The following is a 19,987-nucleotide window of genomic DNA, read 5'->3' on the forward strand; positions in this document are numbered from 1 at the left end:
TATGGCAACTCTTGATGGTTTTGGAAATTTTGGCAATGGCAACTTTGCACCAGATGATTGGGGTAAAGGTGGTTTTGGCAGCGTTCGCCTGAGTGAGTACTTACATGCCATCCAGACAGTCATCAAGTTAAGTTTTGATGAAGGAACCTGGGTTAAGGCTGAAATTACCAGCATGAGCAGCAAAACCGGTCATTATTATTTTGAACTGGCTGAAAAAGATCAGTTTACTGATAAAACCGTTGCGACCTGCCGCGCTACCTTGTGGCGTGGTCAAGCCCAGCGCCTGATCAGTCAATTTAAGGCAGAAAGTGGTATTGATCTGGCTAAAAACCTAAGCGTACTGGTCAAGGTACGCCCCAATTTTAACCCGCAATACGGGTTTTCACTTAATATCGAAGACATTGATTCCAGCTATACGCTAGGTGATCTGGCACAAAAATATCAGGATATTGTACGGCAGCTGGTCGAGGACGAACTCATTGACCTGAATCGCAATTTGCCGAATCCATTTGATATCCGTCAGGTGCTGGTGATTGCACCGGAAAAAGCAGCCGGGCTTGGTGATTTTCAAAAAGATGCTGACCTACTGGCGCAGCATGGCGTGTGCGAGTTTATTTATGCGCACGCCACTTTTCAGGGAATTGATGCGCCCAAAACCATTCAGAAAGCATTGTTCGATAGCCTGCAACACTGGCAGGACAATAAGCAGGGTTTGCCCGATCTGGTGGTAATCATTCGCGGTGGCGGTGCAGTTAATGATCTGGCCTACCTGAATGACTATACGCTTGCTGCCATGCTAGCCCAAAGCCCTGTCCCTGTATGGGTGGGTATTGGCCATGAACGTGACCGCACGATTCTGGATGAAATTTCCCATCGCTCGTTTGACACGCCTAGCAAAGTGATTGCTGGTATTAGAAACCATATTGCCAACGTCACCGAACAGGCCGCAAGCTACTTCGACAGCATTCAGTCGATTGCCCACTATGCCTTTAATGCAGGGCTGGCAGAGCTGGAAACCCTGATGGCGCTTAGCCAGCGCAGTAGCAAATACAAGCTGCTTCAGCTTAACCAGCAGGCAGACCAGCTACTTGAGGCACATCATTATCTGGCCCAGCAACACATCAAACAGGCACAGCAGCAAACCGAGCAACTGATGCGCGAAATGCTGCTACAAAGTCCCAAGCAAACACTGGAGCGCGGCTATGCCATTGTAAGACTAAATGGCAAGCCAGTCCGTTCAATCCAGGAGCTGCAAAAGGCTTCTGTACATTCTATAGATCATCAGCTCGCAGCCAGCCCCTCTATAGTTGCGCAAGGTCACGGCCAGAATATTGTTCAGATTGACATGCAGGATGGACAAGCCAGTGTCCAGCTAGATACTATAAATTTTCTTGAGTGAATCCAATATGACCAAAGCAGACATTAAATCATCAGTTGATCATTCCACACTGGATTTTAAGCAGGCTTTTGCCGTTCTCAAACAGAATGCCGAACGGCTTGAAGCGCAGCAGGAACCTGATCTGGATCAGCTAATGGTCATTGTGGAAGAATCCATGCAAGCCTACAAAGTATGCAAGCAACGGATTAAGGCTGTACAAGATGCCCTAAACCAGACCTTTGAGCATGATTAATTGTGTTCTAGGCAATTGCTATAAAAAAACGATGTATGAATAGAAAATCATACATCGTTTTTTGCATTCAAGCGATTTTATCAAAACCGCTTAATTGATCTTTAGAAGCTTGAGGGCCTCAGTTCTAGCTGAGTAAACTTCAGTTATCGTAGATGACACTAAAATTAACGATTTTGCTTGCTGGTAAACTGGCCATCTTCATCACGGGACTGATTACCGTTCTGATTGGACTGCTGGCCACGTTGACTGCCCTGCTGCTTACCGCTTGAGCTGTCATTTTGGGTATATTGGTTATTGCCCTGACTGTTGTTGCTTTGCTTGCCCTGGTTTTGGTTATTGCTACCCTGTTGCTTGCTATTACTATCGCTGCTTTGGGTTTGCTGACCTTGTCCACCATGGCTTTTTGAACCCGCCTGACGAGCTTCTTCAGATGTAAATTCATGAGCATTACCGCTGGCATGTGCAGCACGGCCACCTTCACTGGCAATTTCACGCTGACGGTCTGGATCCATGCTGGCAAAGCCCCGATTAGAAGTTCCACCACCTTGCTGTTGTTGCTGGCCGCCCTGCTGTTGATGTTGTTTGCCTTGATTACTGTCTTGATTAGACTGATTTTTTCCTTGAGAATTATTTGAACGATTAGACATATTACACCTACCTTTCGAATTTAATAACATGGGTTAATAACATACCGAAGTTTCGGTTTAAACAAGGTAAGCGCATTAAACAGATTACACTGTCTGAAAAACTGTAGAGTTTTACAACCTTAAGCCAGCATTAAGTCATTAAATGTAATACAGGTAAATTTATATAAATATAGCCCGATTAGTTACTTTCTTAAAATACTTGTTTCAATAGTTTAAGTGATTGTATTTATAATTAAATTAAGCATTAAATATAACAATTATCCTAAATCTATATTTTTCTAATTTACATCTTAAATTAAACCTAGCAGAGAATATGTAGGCTATTTTTTGGAGTTGATCACAGATTTTTAATCAGGAGTATAAGCAATATAATTCTGTTACTATTTACAATAAATTAAGACTTCCTACTGTGTTGAAGAATATGAAGAATTTCCGGTTAACGGCATTTCTTTACACACAACAACTTTGAAAAAGTGACTTATAGAGAGCGCCATTGCTGCTGTGCTTCTGCGGCTGTTTTATTGAGTATGACTTGCCCATTCTCAACCCATTCAATCCAGTCCAATGGAACTGTATGATGGGTGTTATCTGCTGCTGAGTCATTCTTTGCCAGTTTGAACTAAACAGTCCCAATAGCATGATCTACTTCACCAACATGTTGCTGGTTAGAGCCTAACACCTCAGCATGGGGTTTAATGTCATTAATATCAATTTAAGTAGCCATTACCAACTCCTATAGTTATCTATGTTTCAAAAGAATTAAAGCCTCTAAACAGGAAATCTTTTCCGTTAAACTGCTTCACCTGTCTTGTATTAATCATTATTTTTTAATCCATTAAAATATATAAAAATTATAAATTTAATGAAAGTAAGATTTTATGACTAAGTAATTTCTGGTTCACAAATTCTGCATTTTATTTTTTTAGCAAGTATCTTTGTATATTGATTGTTCCCAACACTTTAAAATAACTCAAAGCATTGTATTAATGCATATTCCAGAATAATTGAAAGATGAGGTATATTGATGAGTACCATATTAATTACTGGGGCAGGGACTGGATTTGGTCGTGAATCTGCCCTTCGCCTCGCTGAAAAAGGCCATGCTGTAATTGCTGGAGTGGAAATATTTCCACAGATTTTTGAATTGCAGCAGGAAGCCAAAAAGCGTGGTGTTAGCCTTCAAGTTGAAAAACTGGACATTACCAATGAAAAAGACCGTGAAAAAGCATGGCAATGGGATATTGATGTATTGGTAAACAATGCTGGTGTTGCAGAAGGTGGGGCTGTGGCTGATATCCCCGAGAAAAACCTGCGTCATCAATTTGAAGTTAATGTGTTTGGAACCATTTTGCTCACCCAAGGGTTTGCCAAAAATATGGCCCAAAAAAAAGAAGGAAAAATCATTTTTATTTCTTCAGTTGCCGGGTTAATGACTGATCCTTTTTCCGGCCCTTATTCTGCTTCCAAACATGCACTAGAAGCATTTGCCACTGCCCTGCATAAGGAACTAAAAGAATTTGGTATTCAGGTCGCTACTGTTAATCCGGGTCCCTATCTTACTGGCTTTAATGACCGGATGTATGAAACCTGGAAAAACTGGGATGACAACCCGTCAACACGCCTATTTGACTATAATCGACTGGCCTTTCCACACATGCAATTTGATCCGGAAGCTGTATATGACACAGTGGTTGAGGTGGTCACTGGCAAAAGCAAGCTATATCGTAATGTTGTGCCTAAAGCCATGAAAAAACAGCTTCAAGTGCTAATGGCCGCTGAGTGGGAAGCAACCCAAAACGCTGATACCGATAAACGTGATGATATGGTGCAACAGGCCTATGATATGAAACCGGGCACACCGGCAAAAACCTTTATTCTGGATAGAATCCTCAAAAGTTTTTAATATAGGGTATGCGCTGTTCATCAACAGCAATTGAAAAATCACCATTAAAAAAGCCGTTCAGGTAAACTGCTGAACGGCTTTTTTAATACGGGTTGGTTAATTCTTTAGAGTGGTTTTAAAACAGGCTGTTCATATCCATCGACTCACCCGTGGACGACCTGAGCTGATGGATCTTTTCTGAAGCCACTGCAATCGGCAATACCTTGTTAATTAACTCAATCAAATCCGGGAAGGTCTTTAAAGCCACAAATTGCGGGTCGCAGCCGGCCAGCAAGTCCAGCTCTACCAGATAGGCATAATGTGCCCGTTCAGGGTTACCTACATATACTTCCATAATGACATCACCACAGATCATATTGCCAATACTCATGGCATCTGCTGGTTCATAGCCCGCATTTCTAATATCTTCAGACAGGTCAATACTGCCAGTTTCCTTTTGAGTATGTGTAAGAAAATCTTCAATTTCTGACCAGCCATATTTATAGCTAAATTTCCACATACTACAATTCCTTTTACTATTAAAAAGTTAGCATCAACACGCATCACAGCTAAAATTGTAAATCCTGTTAGCAAGCTTTTAAACCATGATTTGTAGGAACTATATTAAAAAATAGACTAGTCTGTATAGACTTTTGTTACTAAAGGATAATAGATTTAATGTTAAGAAAGACACTTATAGATTTTTGGAATTTATGAAAACGCTTATATCAAGACCACAAAAATGATCATAAAAAACCGCCTCTATTAAATAGATAGGCGGTTGGTCTGAGGCGGGATTAAAAGTGTTGCAGCAGGAATCATTACAACAGGTTTAACAACGATCAGATCACATTTGTACCGGATACTGTACAACTGCTAGGCACGGAGCATATCACTTTATTTCTTAAGGAAAATATACTGAACAGTCATCTGTTATGTGGATTGGTTATCTCTTACATTTGCTTAAAAAACAATCTAACCAAGTATTTAACACAAGTTAATATTACAAGAAGCCAAATGTGTGATGCTACAGATAAGTCATTACATAAAAAGCCAATGCCGTAAGCAGCAGAAAAAATAAGGCAATAAACAGATAATTAAAGGCACGAAAACTGTGGGAAGACTTGGTGGTTTTTTCAGTGGCAATATTTTCGTATTGCTCCAAAAAAGTATAGCTCACTGCTTCTTGATTTTGAATAATCAACTGTACAAATTCATCCAGAATACTGCCCTGCATCATATAGGGGTTAAACGTATCCTGTTGCCGCGCCAGAAAAAACTGTTGAAGCGCAACTTCCCTAATAAAATATTTAATGTTCCAGAACCGGAATGATTTAGTAGCAACCTGTTCGCGCTTTAATAATAAAAAATCCTTGGTATATGGACTTTCCAGAGACATCTGATGAAATTTATTGATTTGTTGTTCGCTGCCTTCGAGACAATGCAAAAAAGTATTGTTGCCATAAATTAGCACGCCACTTAGCTCCTCAATATTATTGAGTGTTTCACAAATCTGGGTAATCTCTACCAGATGTTGGCGAATGGTCGAAGGTAGCGCTGTGGATGTAGCCGCATAAATAAAACGTGTATAGTTTGACATTGTTATTGCAGCGTTTGGTTAAGATGAATGCGAATAACTCATTATAGCTAGTGAGTTGAATATTTTAAAATAATTAAATGAAGTATCATTTTAACCTTAATGGACACCCTCAACCACAAACCATTATAAAAACTGTTTGACCTGAAAGATTGATCAGCATTTTCCATAACCTTGGATGTAGCCTGATGCCATCTTCAATAAATTTTGTCTAAACAACCAGTAAGTAAGACAGCACTATAAGCCCAAGGTTACTGACGCGCGTTAAGGATGACGCCTAGAAACCGTATGATCAAAAACTCTTGCATCGATACTGAACGCGTGGTGCTACGGCATTACGTTCAAAACCAGTATCGGTAGCACACACTTCCTGCTTGGCCAGATTGTAATAAACCCATTTGGAATTCACTAATGATTTAAATCCCTTGGATGTAATTTGAATATCTTTTTCCTGATAAATAAAAATTTTATCGCTACTGCCATCGAACTCATTAACCACATCAATAATATTAACTAATATTCTTTCCATCATTTATATTCTTGATTTAATAAAGAGCAGCCATAGTACAGCTTTTTATTTAAAAATTAAGGGCTTTTAACAACTAAGCTACCTTATAGCAGGTTTTGCAAAAAATCAGCGCCAATCATTAGGCAATGATGTTGCCTAACTGAACCTTAAAACACTGACCTACATACCAGCATAGATAAATAGGCTTAGCGATGAGAGAATTTGGAAGCAATCTCACGCCTGGCTTGCTGACTTGACGAATCAGCAGCTTTCGATGCTTCCTCAATGGCCCTATTCGCAGCATTGGCAACTGCAACAGCTGCATCATATGAGGCGTCAGTTGCGCTATTGGCTGCTGCTTGAACTGCATCACGATGCGCCTGTTGGGCATCAACCAGAATACTGACTAATCAGATCATCAAAAATCTGTATTTTATGGTCGTTGCGGCACATGGGTTAATGCCCGACGCAAGGTTACAAACTTTACGCATTACAAGCTAGCATAGTCTTGAGCACCTTTTGTCCAACACCACCTGTTTTTCAGATTTGCTCGCTCGCCATACACAATTACAACAGTGCGAGCAACTCATGCACACCTATGATAAAATTGTTGCCCATTTTTGGCATAGACCGGACTGGCCTTGGAGCCAGCAATTTGCCCAGTCATAAATGCCCTATGCTGTAAAAGCATTACTTAGATCAATATTTGACTCATTGGTCAGAACTGTTGAATTGTTCAGTGAATTCCCTCTACGGTTACCCCAGACAGTTTTCAAAACTTGCAGAAACCCGGCTTTTTTCTACCAGTTCGCCGAAAATACAGGCAAAGTTGCCACTTTTCATCACACAATAGTTATAATTTTTTGGACAAATGGTCAAATTTGGCATTGCCAAAATTATTTTTTTTGCGTATCTTGCTGCGAAGTAACGCGAATATTTCATTTTTTGTAGCGAACTGGCAAAGTTGAAAGGAATCTCTGCCCAACTGGTTCAAATGTTTCAAAATACATTTCAAAAAATATATCGCTTGTTTTTCAATAAGATAAGCCAAATCATGGCTTAGACCTGCACAGTGACTTTGGAGCAGCCCTATAATGCCCTTTACGGATATTCTGGTTTTACATGGACCCAACCTGAACCTGCTGGGGCAGCGCGAACCAGAAATCTACGGCAGCACAACACTAGCCGATATTAACCAGAAACTTGTCAACCAGGCAAATCAGGCCGGTTTTCAACTGGACAGTTTTCAGAGTAACTGGGAAGGTGCGCTGGTTGATCGTATTCAGCAGGCTTATACCGAGCAAACCCGTTTTATCCTTATTAATCCTGCGGCGCTAACCCATACCTCGGTTGCCCTGCGGGATGCATTGCTGGGCGTGGCAATTCCATTTATTGAAGTGCATTTATCCAATGTACATGCCCGCGAAGCATTTCGTCATCACTCCTATTTATCAGATAAAGCACAGGCTGTTATTTGCGGCCTGGGTGCTGATGGATATTATTTTGCCTTAAGCCATGTGATTAACAGGCTTGGGGCGACTTCAGCCAAGGGTTAAAGATTGGCAAGCTAACCTGTAACCCGGCTGGCCTGTACTGCATTGCCAAGTACAGGCAACCCGTTAATTTTTACTGCAACACAGTCTGGAACACGCCGCATGGACATCCGAAAAATCAAGAAGCTGATTGATCTTATGATTGAATCAGATTTGCAGGCGCTGGAAGTAAAGGAAGGTGATCAATCCATTTCTCTTACGCGTCGTACTCCTGTTATTGCTGGGGCAGCCATGGCCTCGATGCCTGAACCTCTCCCTCAGGTTCGTACCCAGCGCGGCGCCATTGAAACCTCGCCTATGGTTGGGGTGTTTTATGCAGCGCCAAATCCCGGTGAAGCTCCTTTTGTTAAGGTAGGTCAAACGGTGCAGGCTGGCGATACGCTTGGCATCATTGAAGCGATGAAAATCATGAATCCGATTGAAGCAACCCAAAGTGGCGTTATTGATGAGATTCTGGTGAAGAATGCGGATGTGGTTCAGTATGGTCAGCCACTTTTCCGGTTTCGCGCCTAAAATATGACAGTGTCATTGCTTTTGGAATAAATGTTTATGCTACAAAAAATCCTTATCGCCAACCGTGGTGAAATTGCACTGCGTATTACCCGGGCCTGCAAGGCTCTCGGGATCAAAACCGTTGGAGTGTATTCCGACGCCGATAAGGATTTAATGCATTTACGCTTTGTTGATGAAGCTGTGTGCATTGGCGCTGGTGCCAGCAGCGAAAGCTACCTGAACATTCCGGCTCTGATTAGTGCAGCCGAGGTTACAGGAGCCGATGCCATTCATCCGGGGTATGGCTTTTTGTCCGAAAATGCCGAGTTTGCCGAACTGGTTGAAAACTCGGGTTTTACCTTCATTGGGCCGCGCCCGGAGCATATTCGCCTGATGGGCAACAAGGTTTCTGCTATTTTAGCCATGAAAAAAGCGGGTGTGCCCACTGTTCCCGGTTCAACCCGTGCTGTCACGACCCATAATGCTTTGAGCGAGGCCAAAAATATTGGTTTTCCGCTCATTGTAAAAGCTGCCGCTGGCGGTGGAGGCCGGGGCATGCGTATTGTTGAGCGTGTGGATATGCTACTGGAATCGGTGCAGGCAGCCCAGCGCGATGCTGAAATGTGGTTTGGCGATGACACTGTATATATGGAACGGTTTTTACAAAAGCCGCGTCATGTTGAAGTGCAGGTGCTGGGTGACGGCATGGGCCGCGCGATACACCTGTTTGACCGTGACTGCTCGCTACAGCGCCGCCACCAGAAAGTTATTGAAGAAGCCCCGGCTCCTGACCTGCCAGAACAGGCCCGTGCTGAAATTTTACAAGCCTGCGTGAGTGCCTGTGAACTAATGCAGTATCGTGGTGCAGGTACCTTTGAATTTTTGTTTGAAGATGAGCAGTTCTTTTTTATTGAAATGAATACCCGTGTTCAGGTGGAACATCCGGTGACTGAATGCATTACCGGTATTGATATTATTGAACAGCAAATCCGGATTGCTGCCGGACTTGGGCTGGATATTACCCAGGATGATATCAAGATTTGTGGGCATGCCATTGAATGCCGCATTAATGCCGAAGACCCAAAAACCTTTATGCCTTCACCCGGCACTATCAAATATTTTCATGCGCCCGGTGGTGCTGGTATTCGCTTTGATTCGCACATTTATAGCGGCTACAGCATTCCCCCCTATTATGATTCCATGATCGGCAAGCTGATTGCCCACGCCAAAGACCGCCCAACAGCACTGGCCCGTTTGCGTCAGGCACTGGATGAAACCATTATTGATGGCGTAAAAACCAATATTAGTCTGCACCGCAATGTCATTTTGTGTGATGCCGACTTTAACCGGCAGGCCATGGATATCCATTATCTGGAAAAAAACCTGCTTAAGCGGCAGGAAGAAGCCGAAGCATCTGCGTCGGCCTGATTGAAAGCTTAATTATTGAGTTTTTAATTGCACAATCTTTAGGAGCTTTAATTTTTAAGGCAAAACCCGGCGTAATGATGCAAAACACTGGCTGCCATCCTGCGTGGTGCAAAACTCCATGCTTGCTGGCCCAGTCCATTTGACATATTGCTGCTGGTCTTCACCGCGCTGGTCAATGGCATTGCCTGAGCAATCAGTTTTTAAGTTGTCATACTGAATGCGCATGGCGAGCACAGGCGTACCCGGCTCCGCCACGGCAGGCACCTGATAAACATAATTCCCATAGGTCCACTCTGCACCGCTTTTTATAACCACATCGCCCTTTTCCATAAAATTATAGTATTCAATGCATTGGGCGCCCGGAATAGTCATGGCCCATAATCCGGTAACTTGTGGACGGCTCACAATCACAATCTTATTGTCCGGTTCTGGCACCTCAACACTTTCTGCTGCTTCCGGCACGGCAGTTGGCGCTGGTTTATCAGGTACAGCGGGCATGGCTGGGGCTTGTGGCTCTACGCTGGAATGCTCATGCAATGGTGTACTGGTAGTAGTTGTAGCTGCGGTAACCCGCTCTGGTGCTATGACATTATCAGCAGCATGGCTTAATGAACAGCATAACAGCAGCCCAAAACCCAAAGGTGAAAAACGCAAAGAGGATAATAATGACGATGTGTTTTTTATGCGTGGCGTCTTTAAAAAACTGGGAATACGCGCTGATTGCAACGGCGTCATGCTGTTCATTTTGATGCTATTCATTAACAATTATCTTCTAAAATCAACTAAAAACCCTGCTTTTGATCGTGCAGCCGTTTTGACTAAAGGTCAAGTGCTGATTGCGTTTTCACAACATACCGGGGAGACAAAAAGAATAAGCCCAGCAATACCACCAGTGCAGCCGCATAAAACATGGCATTGCCGCCATACGCTTGCCAGTAATGGCCCGCTAGCAATGACCCCAGTGCAACGCCCAAGCCCCACATGGTGCTATACAACGCCTGTGCCCGCCCCTGTTGTGCTGGCAGGAAACTGTTAAAGATAACCCGCATGGCAAGCACATGAAACAGGCCAAAGCTAAAGGCATGCAGGCATTGCGCAATAATCTGGACACTCAAAAACTGTGGAAAACTGGCTACCAGTATCCAGCGTAATGAGGTCACTATCAGGCATAAAGCAATCAACTGATGTTGTTTAAAACGTGCCAGTAGATGACGGCTCTGGCTAAACATGACAATTTCAGCCACCACGCCCAACGACCACAACAAACCTGTAGTGCCAGTGCTATAACCATAGTCTTTTAAATAATTGGAATAAAAACTGTAAAACGGTGCATGTGAGAGCAGCAGTAAAAATTCAATGCTAAAAAAGCGCCAAACCAGTGGCTGCTTGAGTACCGGAAAAATAGAACTGAGCTGTTTTTGCGCAGGAGGTGCCTGCTTTGGCTCATGAATCTGCCACGACCATGCCCAAGTCAACCCAGCAATCAGCATTAATAGCATGGGCAAATAATGAATACTGATAATATCAAATACTTTGCCCAGTATAAAAACAGCCACAATAAAACCAACAGAACCCCAGCGCCGCACCTTGCCATACAGGCTTTCACGTTGCGCACCCAACCAAAATAAGGTTACCGCTTCAAATTGCGCCAGAATGGCATTTTGAAAAAAGCTAAATACAAACATCAAAATAGCCAGATGTCCCAAGGTGTTGGGCAACAAAAAAATACTCAGCCAGATAATGCATTCCATCAGGGTTGCAAGGCGTACCCAGCGCATGCGTTTACCAGTACGATCGGCCAGCCAGCCCCAGGCAATCGGTGCAAAGATCCGGGTAAGCACAGTAATGGACGCCAGTAGACCAATGGTAGCGCGGCTAAAGCCCTGATCTTCCAGATACAGGCTCCAGTACGGCATAAATGCACCAACCACCGCATAGTACAAAAAGTAAAAGCCGGAGATTTTATAAAGGCCTGAAATAGAAGGTGTCATGATGGCTTTCTAGGAGAAATGTCATACAAAAGGAGATTGAACAAGGAGAGTGATATTGACCTTGCACACTGGCTATGGTTAAATCCCCAACAGTTTGAGATGAGCCTCAATTAGCTTGTTATCTGTGCTTGCATGGATTTAGAACAAGCGACTAAAAGCCCGTACTGTAAAAAGTTCGGGCTTTTTTATGTCCTAAAATAAACCGGATGGCTCTATTAAACTGATTATTAATGACCAATCGCAGCCAATGGCGCAATGACATCGGCATTTTGCGCACGGTGCCTTAGGTAGTGATCCATCAACACAATGGCCAGCATGGCTTCGGCAATGGGTGTGGCACGTACGCCCACACAGGGATCATGGCGGCCCTTGGTAATCACGTCAGTGGACTCGCCCTGCAAGTTAATGGTTTTGCCGGGTGTAGTAATACTGGCGGTGGGCTTAAGCGCAATTGCCACCCGAATAGTTTGTCCTGAACTAATCCCACCCAAAATGCCACCTGCATGATTGGCCGTAAAACCATCCGGCGTTAGCTCATCACGGGATTCATGACCAAACTGGCCTGCCACAGCAAAGCCATCGCCAATTTCTACGCCTTTAACTGCATTAATGCTCATCATCGCGTGGGCAATATCAGCATCTAGACGGTCAAATACTGGCTCACCCAAGCCAACGGGTACCTGTTCTGCCAAAATTTCCAGCTTGGCCCCACAACTAGTGCCATCACGGCGCAAGCGGGTAACCAACGCCTCAAAGCGTGGCACAGCCTCAGCATCACCACAAAAAAACGGATTATTGGGCACTTCGTTCCAGTCTAGCGTGCTAGCAAACTCGTTGCCAATCTGCGTCACATGACCGCGAATAATCATCCCAAATTTTTCATTCAGGTATTTCTTGGCAATTGCACCGGCAGCAACCCGCATGGCGGTTTCGCGCGCGCTGGAGCGGCCACCCCCCCGATAGTCGCGGAAACCATATTTCTGGGTATACGTATAATCGGCATGGCCCGGACGGAAAGTCTGTGCAATATTGCCGTAATCCTTTGATTTCTGGTCGGTATTACGAATTAGCAAACCAATCGGCGTGCCCGTGGTTTTACCTTCAAATACGCCGGAAATAATTTCAACAATATCTTCTTCTTTGCGCTGGGTTGCAAAGCTGGATGTCCCCGGCTTACGGCGATCCAGATCAATTTGCAGATCAGCTTCACTAAGTTCCAGCCCCGGTGGCACACCATCCACAATGGCCATTAAACCCGGCCCATGTGACTCACCACAAGTTGTCACGCGGAACAATTGACCAATACTATTTCCTGCCATGGTTTATTGCTCCTGATTAGGCGTCTAACGCAGCTTTGAATTCGGCCTGATGCAAACGGCATTGCTGTGCAGTCAGTGCAAATACACCTGCACCGCCACGATTAAAGTGCAGCCAGTGGAATTTGATTTTTGCAAATGCCTGACGCAGCGCCCACTCACTGTTACCCACTTCAATTACCAGCAAACCGTTATCGGTTAGGTAATCAGCGGCCTGTGCCAGAATATGACGCACCAGATCCAGCCCATCGCGGCCCGCGGCTAATGCCAACTCAGGTTCATGCAGGAATTCCTGCGGCAGGTCTGCCATGTCTGAGGCATCCACATAAGGCGGATTGCTAATAATCAAATCATACTGGCGCTGGGCCGGAATTTTTTCCAGCAAATTGGATTCAATCAGGGACACCTGATCTTCCTTATTGTGATAGTCCACATTAATGGCCGCCACTTCCAGTGCATCACGCGAAATATCCACGGCATCCACTGTGGCATCCGGAAAGGCATAAGCCAGTGCAATGGCAATGCAGCCAGAACCAGTACACAAATCCAGCATGCGGGTGGGTTCAATTGGATGATCGGTGTGCGGTAACTGGTTAACCCCGCCTTGGGCATTGGCCAGTCCATTGCTAAAGAATGGGTTAAACTGGTTTTCAATCAGCTCGGCAACTGGTGAACGGGGAATGAGCACACGTTCATCGACATAATACGGCTGACCGGCAAAATAGGATAAATTCAGTAAATAGCCCAGTGGAATACGCTGGTTAATCCGCTTTTCCAGTACATCAATAATGCGCTGTTTTTCAGACGGCAGCAGCTTGGCATCCAGAATTTGTTCGTCGGCAGACCATTCCAGTGACAGGCTTTGCAGTACCATTGCGGCGCTTTCAGCAAAAAAGTCTTCAGTGCCCTGCCCCAGATGCACCTCATAACTGCGTAAGGCGGTTACGCCAAACCGGATAAAATCACGAATCGTCTGTAAATGCTGCATTGCCTCATTTAATGTTTCTTGTTCGATGGTTAAATTATCCACGCACGCGCCTCAACAACCGCAAAAAAAGAGCGCTATTTTAACTGTTTTTGCATCAGTAGCCTATCCTTTTTGCTTTTACCGCATTTTTTTCACAGGCTGGTTAAAAGCGCTACAGAATGATTTTGAGCCTCTCATAAAATCGGCTATACTTTGCGGCTTTTAAACAGGCCAGCTTTTTTCTACTTGCTGCTGCTTATGCTAGACTTTTGCAAAAAAAATTGCCGGTTAAGCATGGCGGACTGTAGAAAATCCTGTGTTGTAAGTTGTGTTGATAATACTGCTTGATTCAGTTTGGGTTTTACCGGTCTATTTTGCTGGCTGGTTTTACGGGTTAAACCAAGCTGTTAAGCAATCTGGCTTTTTATGTGTGGTTATTTGTCTGGGAGCTGTTTTGTGAGCCGTATGATGACATCGAACGAAATTCGTGAAGCGTTTTTGCGTTATTTTGAAACGCAAGGCCACACGCGTGTTGCCTCCAGTTCCCTGATTCCTGCCAACGACCCTACCCTGCTATTTACCAATGCAGGCATGAACCAGTTCAAAGACTGTTTTTTGGGGCTGGACAAACGCGATTATGTCCGCGCTACCTCAAGCCAGAAATGTGTCCGCGCTGGCGGCAAGCATAACGATCTGGACAACGTCGGCTATACCGCGCGTCACCATACTTTCTTTGAAATGCTGGGCAATTTTTCCTTTGGGGATTACTTTAAACAAGATGCCATCAGATTTGCCTGGGAATTTTTGACCAGCAAAGAGTGGCTGGCTATTCCTGCTGACCGCCTGTATGTCACGGTTTATGCTACAGACGACGAAGCTTTTGAGATCTGGAACAAGGATATCGGGCTGGCTGCCGAGCGCATTATCCGCATTGGCGACAACAAAGGCGCACCCTATGCCTCCGATAACTTCTGGGCGATGGGTGACACCGGGCCATGTGGGCCATGTACCGAAATTTTCTATGACCATGGCGCTGATATTGCCGGTGGTTTGCCGGGTACGCCGGAAGAAGATGGCGACCGTTTTATTGAAATCTGGAACAACGTATTCATGCAGTTTAACCGCACGGCTGATGGCGTTTTGCATCCGCTGCCTGCCCCAAGCGTGGATACCGGCATGGGTCTGGAGCGTATTAGCGCAGTAATGCAGCATGTGCATTCCAACTATGAGATTGACCTGTTCCAGCACTTGATTAAATCTGCCGCGCAAATTATTGGGATTGAAAACCAGAACCAGCCTTCGTTACGTGTACTGGCTGACCATGCCCGCTCCTGCTCATTTTTAATTGCAGATGGTGTAATTCCCAGCAATGAAGGTCGTGGTTATGTCCTGCGCCGCATTATTCGCCGCGCGGTTCGTCACGGCAACAAACTAGGAGCAAGCGGTAGCTTTTTCCACAAGATGGTGCAGCCACTTATTGATGTCATGGGTGATGCTTATCCTGAGCTGGTTAATCGCCGTGATGTAGTTGAAGCCACTTTATTGAAAGAAGAAGAACAGTTTGCCCGTACACTGGAACAAGGCTTGCGTTTGCTGGAAACCGAACTGGTACAGCTACAAGGCAATACCATTGCAGGCAGCACTGTGTTCAAACTATATGACACCTACGGCTTTCCGGTTGACCTGACTGCGGATATTGCCCGCGAGCGTAACCTGCACATTGATGAAGCAGGCTTTGAAGCTGAAATGGCACAACAGCGCCAGCGCGCCCGTGATGCCGGCAAGTTCAATATTGACTACAACAGTATTGTTAAGGTCGATCAGGAATCAGTCTTCCACGGTTATAGCAACATACAAGGCCAGGGCCATATCGTCGCGCTATACAAAGATGGTCAGGCGGTTGATAGCCTAAATGAAGGCGATGAAGGCCTGATTGTGCTGGATCAAACCCCGTTTTATGCCGAAAGCGGTGGTCAGGTTGGCGATACCGGCTTACTAACTGCTGAAAACGGAATTTTTGAAGTTCAGGATACCAAAAAATCAGGCTCAGCCATTGTGCATCAGGGTCTGGTGACTATGGGCACAGTCAGCGTATCACAAGCGGTACAGGCCACCGTCAAAGCCGATATGCGTGCAGCCACCGCGCGTAATCACTCGGCGACTCACCTGCTTCACGCTGCTTTGCGGCAGGTATTGGGTGAGTATGTCACTCAAAAAGGTTCATTGGTTTCTAGCAATGTACTGCGCTTTGACTTTGCCAATGACCAGGCAGTGAGCTTTGACCAGTTGCAGGAAATTGAACGTCTGGTCAATGCTGAGGTGATTGCCAATACCCCAGTATCTACCGAAGAACTGGATATTGAATCTGCCAAGAACAAAGGCGCGATGATGTTGTTTGGCGAAAAATATGGCGATAAAGTACGCGTACTAAGTATGGGTAGCCAGATTGAAGACCGCCATTTCTCTATCGAACTGTGTGGTGGTATTCACGTCAACCGTACTGGTGATATTGGACTGTTCAAGATTGTTAGTGAAGGCGGCATTGCAGCCGGTATTCGCCGTATTGAAGCGGTTACTGGCACTGCGGCACTGGCCGTCGTACAACAGGCCGACCAGCAATTGGCACAAATCAGCAGCCTGATTAAAGCACAGCGCGATCAGGTGTTTAGCCGGGTTGAAGCCTTAAGCGACAATAGTCGTCAACTGGAAAAGCAGATTGAACGCTTAAACCAGAAGCTGGCACATAGCCAGAGTGCTGAGCTGGTTGAAAAGGCACAAGAAATTGCAGGCATCAAAACCCTGATTGCCGAGCTGGATCAAATGGATGGCAAAACCCTGCGCAACCTGCTGGATAGCGTGAGATCACGTTTTTCCGATGGTGTGATTGTGCTGGCTGCCAACGATGGCGCTGGCAAGGTCAGCTTACTGGCTTCCGTAGCTAAGGAATATACCTCTCGCGTCAAGGCAGGCGACATTATCAAGCACCTGACTGAGCAGTTGGGCGGTAAAGGCGGCGGCAAGCCTGATCTGGCGCAAGGTGGCGCACCAATTGCCCCTAATTATGCTGATGTGATGGGTAGCCTGCCAGACTGGCTGGCTACCCAATACACCCGTTAATTGCCGGATTAACGATAGCACTGCTTGTAAAATGTATTATTGATGAGCACTCATGTCAGGCAAAGCAATGAGCCTGACTGGGAATTTAAAAACAGATGGAACAATTATGGCTTTAATCGTACAAAAATATGGGGGTACCTCAATGGGTACGCCCGAGCGCATTTTAAATGTAGCGCGTCGGGTAAAACGCTGGCATGACCATGGTCATCGTGTGGTGGTGGTGGTTTCGGCCATGAGCGGTGAAACCAACCGCCTGCTGGGACTAGCTAAGTCCATTTGTGATAATCCTGACCCGCGTGAAATGGACCAGATGATATCTACAGGCGAACAGGTCAGTATTGCCATGTTGGCAATGGCGTTAAAATCCATTGAAGTGGATGCCTGCTCCTACACAGGGCGTCAGGTTGGCATTATTACGGATAGCTCATTCAATAAAGCACGTATCCAGTCAATTGATGCCGATGTCATGCACAAAGACTTAAATCAGGGCAAAGTACTGATTGTTGCTGGTTTTCAGGGTGTTGATCAGCAAGGCAACATTACGACGCTGGGCCGTGGTGGTTCTGATACCACTGGCGTGGCGCTGGCTGCGGCGCTAAAAGCTGATGAATGCCAGATTTACACCGATGTGGATGGTGTGTATACCACCGACCCGCGTGTTGCGCCCAAAGCCAAAAAACTGTCCCGCATTACTTTTGAAGAAATGCTGGAAATGGCCAGTCTGGGTTCAAAAGTCCTGCAAATCCGCTCTGTGGAGTTTGCGGGCAAATATCAGGTGCCTCTACGTGTACTGTCCAGCTTTGACAATGACACCGATGGCGCCTTTGACGAAGACTTTAAAAACAATGTTGGTACTTTAATCACCACTGAATCGGAACATACTATGGAACAGCCTATTATCTCTGGTATCGCCTTCAACCGTGACGAAGCAAAATTGACTATTCGCGGTGTACCTGACCAGCCGGGCGTTGCATCACGTATTCTGTCGCCAATTGGTGATGCCAACATTGAAATTGACATGATTGTGCAGAACATTGCTGCTGATGGCACCACTGACTTTACCTTTACCGTAAACCGCACTGATTTCAAAAAGGCCCTGAACCTGCTTGAAACCATTGGCAAGGATATTGGCGCTGGTCAGGTGATTGGCGATGACAGCATTGTCAAGGTATCTATTGTGGGTGTTGGCATGCGTTCCCATGCCGGTGTGGCCAGCCAGATGTTTACTGCGCTTGCCAAAGACGGCATCAATATCCAGATGATTTCAACTTCCGAGATCAAGATTTCTGTTGTGGTTGATGAGAAATATCTGGAACTGGCCGTTCGCAGCCTGCATACCGCATTTGGCCTTGACCGTGCCAGTGGCGAAAGCAGTGCCCGTGCATAAACAATATTAGTGCTTGAGCATGGAATATTTGCATAAAAGCATGCAGCAAAAGCAACTGTTTCATGTTAAATTGATCACAGTTGCTTGCAACAGCTGCAAATCATTCCATGTAAAATAAACGGAATATAAAAGCCACTGTTTGTTTTACAAAAAAATGTAGATAAGGCTATTCGGAAAAATAACTTTAAGCGATACTGATAATATAAATCAGGTATGCTCGAAAGGTTGATACAAGGAGAAGAGAATGCTTATTCTGACCCGCCGCGTCGGGGAAACCCTGATGATTGGGGATGAAGTTAGCGTCACAGTGTTGGGCGTTAAAGGTAATCAGGTGCGTATTGGCGTCAATGCACCCAAAGAAGTGTCGGTACATCGCGAAGAGATTTACCAGCGCATTCAGCACGAGCGCGCCATGCATGAACATTTACAGCATCTGGAGCAGGATTATCAGCCATCGTTTGATGATGATAGCTATAATCGCTAATTATATATTAGGCGATTATTCCTGATGTAACCGTTCAGGTCATCATGCAGGTATTTTATAAGCGGCTTAGGCCGCTTTTATTTTGGGCTTGGCCGAGTCATAAACTCCAGCATGAGCGCCAATTGGCTATTAAGCATATTTAACCCTACGTGTGTCTTTATGCCCAGACTATTTGCCAGTTGCAGCAAGGCAGTTTGTTCCGGCGCAATCACACACTCCGCCACCAGTTTACAGTGCTTGATTATATTTGATGAAAACGGCAGGTTATCCTGCCCCTGCATTCCCAGACTACTGGCATTGATGGCAATATCAATGTCCCTTTGAAACAGCAGTGGGTTTGTCTGAGTTCCTGTATTATCAACCAGTTCATCATCAGCTGCCACAGTCACTTTAAACTCTGGATAGGCTAACAAAAGCTGGTCTTTTAAAAATTCGGCTTTTTTAACACTACGATTATAAATCCGTAAGGACTGGCACCCATGTTGTGCCAGTGCAAATGCAATTGCTGATGCAGCCCCGCCAGCCCCACGCATTAAACAATGACTGCCCTGCACTTTATATCCTGCAGCCAGTAACCCATTCACAAAGCCTGCCCCATCCAGAATATGGCCATGTAACCTGCCTTGCGCATCCCGATAAACGACATTAACTGCGCCAGTAGTTTGTGCCTCGGGCGTTAATGTATCCAGTAAGGCACATATGGCAACCTTGTGTGGCATGGTAATCACTGCCCCGGCAAAATTCTGCATATGACGTAAGCCACTCATCACAGCGTGTAAATTGCCACTACTGACGTGCATGGGAACCAGTACATAATCATCCTGTTGATCTTGCTCAGCCAGCAGTTGATTGATGCGCGCTGGTGTTTTGGCCTGTGCTACAGGATCCCCAATTAGCGCTAGAATTCTGGTTTTTCCGGTAATGGTCATTTTAATTTTCCGTATTATTGAGTTTTAGTTTCATTTTGATGGTAGCAGCGTGTTTTGA

The 19,987-nt window shown here is 45.2% G+C and carries 17 protein-coding genes and 2 pseudogenes; 9 read left to right on the forward strand and 10 right to left on the reverse strand.

All coding sequences use genetic code 11. The features are described 5' to 3' along the window. Position 1 precedes the first annotated feature (1 nt). Positions 2–1,399 carry an exodeoxyribonuclease VII large subunit gene (gene xseA, locus BKE30_RS00175; RefSeq protein WP_083698366.1) on the forward strand — a complete coding sequence of 466 codons (1,398 nt, stop codon included), beginning with the start codon at positions 2–4 and terminating at the stop codon, positions 1,397–1,399. Positions 1,400–1,406: 7 nt separating this feature from the next. Next, positions 1,407–1,631, forward strand: coding sequence for an exodeoxyribonuclease VII small subunit (gene xseB / locus BKE30_RS00180; RefSeq protein WP_076876722.1), 225 nt, complete (start codon positions 1,407–1,409; stop codon positions 1,629–1,631). A 407-nt stretch (positions 1,632–2,038) separates the two neighbouring features. Here xseB and BKE30_RS16555 read toward each other — a convergent pair. Then, positions 2,039–2,173 (reverse strand): annotated as a pseudogene (locus BKE30_RS16555) (KGG domain-containing protein); the annotation flags it as partial. Positions 2,174–2,756: 583 nt separating this feature from the next. Further along, positions 2,757–2,990 (reverse strand): annotated as a pseudogene (locus BKE30_RS00190) (DUF2171 domain-containing protein). 312 nt (positions 2,991–3,302) lie between these two features. Here BKE30_RS00190 and BKE30_RS00195 point away from each other — a divergent pair. Then, positions 3,303–4,181, forward strand: coding sequence for an SDR family oxidoreductase (locus tag BKE30_RS00195; protein WP_076876656.1), 879 nt, complete (start codon positions 3,303–3,305; stop codon positions 4,179–4,181). A gap of 115 nt (positions 4,182–4,296) precedes the next feature. Here BKE30_RS00195 and BKE30_RS00200 read toward each other — a convergent pair whose 3' ends face one another. The 3 genes from BKE30_RS00200 to BKE30_RS00210 all read right to left on the reverse strand — a co-directional run bounded on the left by BKE30_RS00200 (position 4,297) and on the right by BKE30_RS00210 (position 6,289). Continuing rightward, positions 4,297–4,680, reverse strand: a complete 384-nt coding sequence (locus BKE30_RS00200; RefSeq protein ID WP_076876657.1) for a hypothetical protein — start codon at positions 4,678–4,680, stop codon at positions 4,297–4,299. A gap of 507 nt (positions 4,681–5,187) precedes the next feature. Beyond that, positions 5,188–5,760 (reverse strand): BLUF domain-containing protein, encoded by a 573-nt coding sequence (locus BKE30_RS00205; protein WP_076876658.1) that lies wholly within the window; start codon positions 5,758–5,760, stop codon positions 5,188–5,190. Positions 5,761–6,049: 289 nt separating this feature from the next. After that, positions 6,050–6,289, reverse strand: a complete 240-nt coding sequence (locus BKE30_RS00210; protein ID WP_076876659.1) for a hypothetical protein — start codon at positions 6,287–6,289, stop codon at positions 6,050–6,052. Between the two features lie 1,070 nt (positions 6,290–7,359). Between BKE30_RS00210 and aroQ the strand changes: the two genes are divergently transcribed. From aroQ to accC, 3 genes are all read left to right on the forward strand, one after another. Next, the gene (gene aroQ / locus BKE30_RS00220) at positions 7,360–7,821 is read left to right on the forward strand and encodes a type II 3-dehydroquinate dehydratase (RefSeq protein WP_076876661.1); all 462 of its coding nucleotides are present in this window, start codon (positions 7,360–7,362) and stop codon (positions 7,819–7,821) included. Between the two features lie 99 nt (positions 7,822–7,920). Then, on the forward strand, positions 7,921–8,331 hold the full coding sequence (locus BKE30_RS00225) for an acetyl-CoA carboxylase biotin carboxyl carrier protein (RefSeq protein ID WP_076876662.1): 411 nt from the start codon (positions 7,921–7,923) through the stop codon (positions 8,329–8,331). 36 nt (positions 8,332–8,367) lie between these two features. Then, positions 8,368–9,738, forward strand: a complete 1,371-nt coding sequence (gene accC / locus BKE30_RS00230) for an acetyl-CoA carboxylase biotin carboxylase subunit (RefSeq protein ID WP_076876723.1) — start codon at positions 8,368–8,370, stop codon at positions 9,736–9,738. A gap of 54 nt (positions 9,739–9,792) precedes the next feature. Here accC and BKE30_RS15695 read toward each other — a convergent pair whose 3' ends face one another. From BKE30_RS15695 to prmB, 4 genes are all read right to left on the reverse strand, one after another. Further along, positions 9,793–10,497, reverse strand: a complete 705-nt coding sequence (locus tag BKE30_RS15695; RefSeq protein WP_083698368.1) for a hypothetical protein — start codon at positions 10,495–10,497, stop codon at positions 9,793–9,795. Between the two features lie 59 nt (positions 10,498–10,556). After that, positions 10,557–11,729 carry an MFS transporter gene (locus BKE30_RS00240; RefSeq protein ID WP_076876663.1) on the reverse strand — a complete coding sequence of 391 codons (1,173 nt, stop codon included), beginning with the start codon at positions 11,727–11,729 and terminating at the stop codon, positions 10,557–10,559. Between the two features lie 227 nt (positions 11,730–11,956). Continuing rightward, complete coding sequence (gene aroC / locus BKE30_RS00245) at positions 11,957–13,048, reverse strand: chorismate synthase (RefSeq protein WP_076876664.1); 1,092 nt, start codon at positions 13,046–13,048, stop codon at positions 11,957–11,959. A gap of 16 nt (positions 13,049–13,064) precedes the next feature. Continuing rightward, positions 13,065–14,075: a 50S ribosomal protein L3 N(5)-glutamine methyltransferase gene (gene prmB / locus BKE30_RS00250; protein WP_076876665.1), complete on the reverse strand. Its 1,011-nt coding sequence runs from the start codon at positions 14,073–14,075 to the stop codon at positions 13,065–13,067. 363 nt (positions 14,076–14,438) lie between these two features. On the opposite strand from prmB, the gene alaS reads away from it, so the two are divergent. From alaS to csrA, 3 genes are all read left to right on the forward strand, one after another. Continuing rightward, a complete protein-coding gene (gene alaS / locus BKE30_RS00255; RefSeq protein ID WP_227518277.1) occupies positions 14,439–17,129 on the forward strand; it encodes an alanine--tRNA ligase in 2,691 nt (896 codons plus the stop codon). A 106-nt stretch (positions 17,130–17,235) separates the two neighbouring features. Continuing rightward, a complete protein-coding gene (locus BKE30_RS00260) occupies positions 17,236–18,516 on the forward strand; it encodes an aspartate kinase (protein ID WP_076876726.1) in 1,281 nt (426 codons plus the stop codon). Positions 18,517–18,760: 244 nt separating this feature from the next. After that, positions 18,761–19,000, forward strand: coding sequence for a carbon storage regulator CsrA (gene csrA / locus BKE30_RS00265; RefSeq protein WP_076876666.1), 240 nt, complete (start codon positions 18,761–18,763; stop codon positions 18,998–19,000). 77 nt (positions 19,001–19,077) lie between these two features. Here csrA and BKE30_RS00270 read toward each other — a convergent pair whose 3' ends face one another. After that, the gene (locus BKE30_RS00270) at positions 19,078–19,929 is read right to left on the reverse strand and encodes a shikimate dehydrogenase family protein (RefSeq protein ID WP_076876667.1); all 852 of its coding nucleotides are present in this window, start codon (positions 19,927–19,929) and stop codon (positions 19,078–19,080) included. Between the last annotated feature and the right edge of the window lie 58 nt (positions 19,930–19,987).

Source organism: Alkanindiges hydrocarboniclasticus (assembly GCF_001982605.1).
Classification (GTDB): Bacteria; Pseudomonadota; Gammaproteobacteria; order Pseudomonadales; family Moraxellaceae; genus Alkanindiges; species Alkanindiges hydrocarboniclasticus.

What these genes read in the sequence shown, in the direction of transcription:
- aroC (WP_076876664.1), bottom strand. Translation starts at nt 13,048, where the DNA reads ATGGCAGGAAATAGTATTGGTCAATTGTTCCGCGTGACAACTTGTGGT.
- csrA (WP_076876666.1), top strand. Translation starts at nt 18,761, where the DNA reads ATGCTTATTCTGACCCGCCGCGTCGGGGAAACCCTGATGATTGGGGAT.
- alaS (WP_227518277.1), top strand. Translation starts at nt 14,439, where the DNA reads ATGTGTGGTTATTTGTCTGGGAGCTGTTTTGTGAGCCGTATGATGACA.
- BKE30_RS00195 (WP_076876656.1), top strand. Translation starts at nt 3,303, where the DNA reads ATGAGTACCATATTAATTACTGGGGCAGGGACTGGATTTGGTCGTGAA.
- BKE30_RS00260 (WP_076876726.1), top strand. Translation starts at nt 17,236, where the DNA reads ATGGCTTTAATCGTACAAAAATATGGGGGTACCTCAATGGGTACGCCC.
- BKE30_RS00240 (WP_076876663.1), bottom strand. Translation starts at nt 11,729, where the DNA reads ATGACACCTTCTATTTCAGGCCTTTATAAAATCTCCGGCTTTTACTTT.
- BKE30_RS15695 (WP_083698368.1), bottom strand. Translation starts at nt 10,497, where the DNA reads ATGAATAGCATCAAAATGAACAGCATGACGCCGTTGCAATCAGCGCGT.
- aroQ (WP_076876661.1), top strand. Translation starts at nt 7,360, where the DNA reads ATGCCCTTTACGGATATTCTGGTTTTACATGGACCCAACCTGAACCTG.
- accC (WP_076876723.1), top strand. Translation starts at nt 8,368, where the DNA reads ATGCTACAAAAAATCCTTATCGCCAACCGTGGTGAAATTGCACTGCGT.
- xseA (WP_083698366.1), top strand. Translation starts at nt 2, where the DNA reads ATGGCAACTCTTGATGGTTTTGGAAATTTTGGCAATGGCAACTTTGCA.
- BKE30_RS00270 (WP_076876667.1), bottom strand. Translation starts at nt 19,929, where the DNA reads ATGACCATTACCGGAAAAACCAGAATTCTAGCGCTAATTGGGGATCCT.
- BKE30_RS00200 (WP_076876657.1), bottom strand. Translation starts at nt 4,680, where the DNA reads ATGTGGAAATTTAGCTATAAATATGGCTGGTCAGAAATTGAAGATTTT.
- xseB (WP_076876722.1), top strand. Translation starts at nt 1,407, where the DNA reads ATGACCAAAGCAGACATTAAATCATCAGTTGATCATTCCACACTGGAT.
- BKE30_RS00210 (WP_076876659.1), bottom strand. Translation starts at nt 6,289, where the DNA reads ATGATGGAAAGAATATTAGTTAATATTATTGATGTGGTTAATGAGTTC.
- BKE30_RS00205 (WP_076876658.1), bottom strand. Translation starts at nt 5,760, where the DNA reads ATGTCAAACTATACACGTTTTATTTATGCGGCTACATCCACAGCGCTA.
- BKE30_RS00225 (WP_076876662.1), top strand. Translation starts at nt 7,921, where the DNA reads ATGGACATCCGAAAAATCAAGAAGCTGATTGATCTTATGATTGAATCA.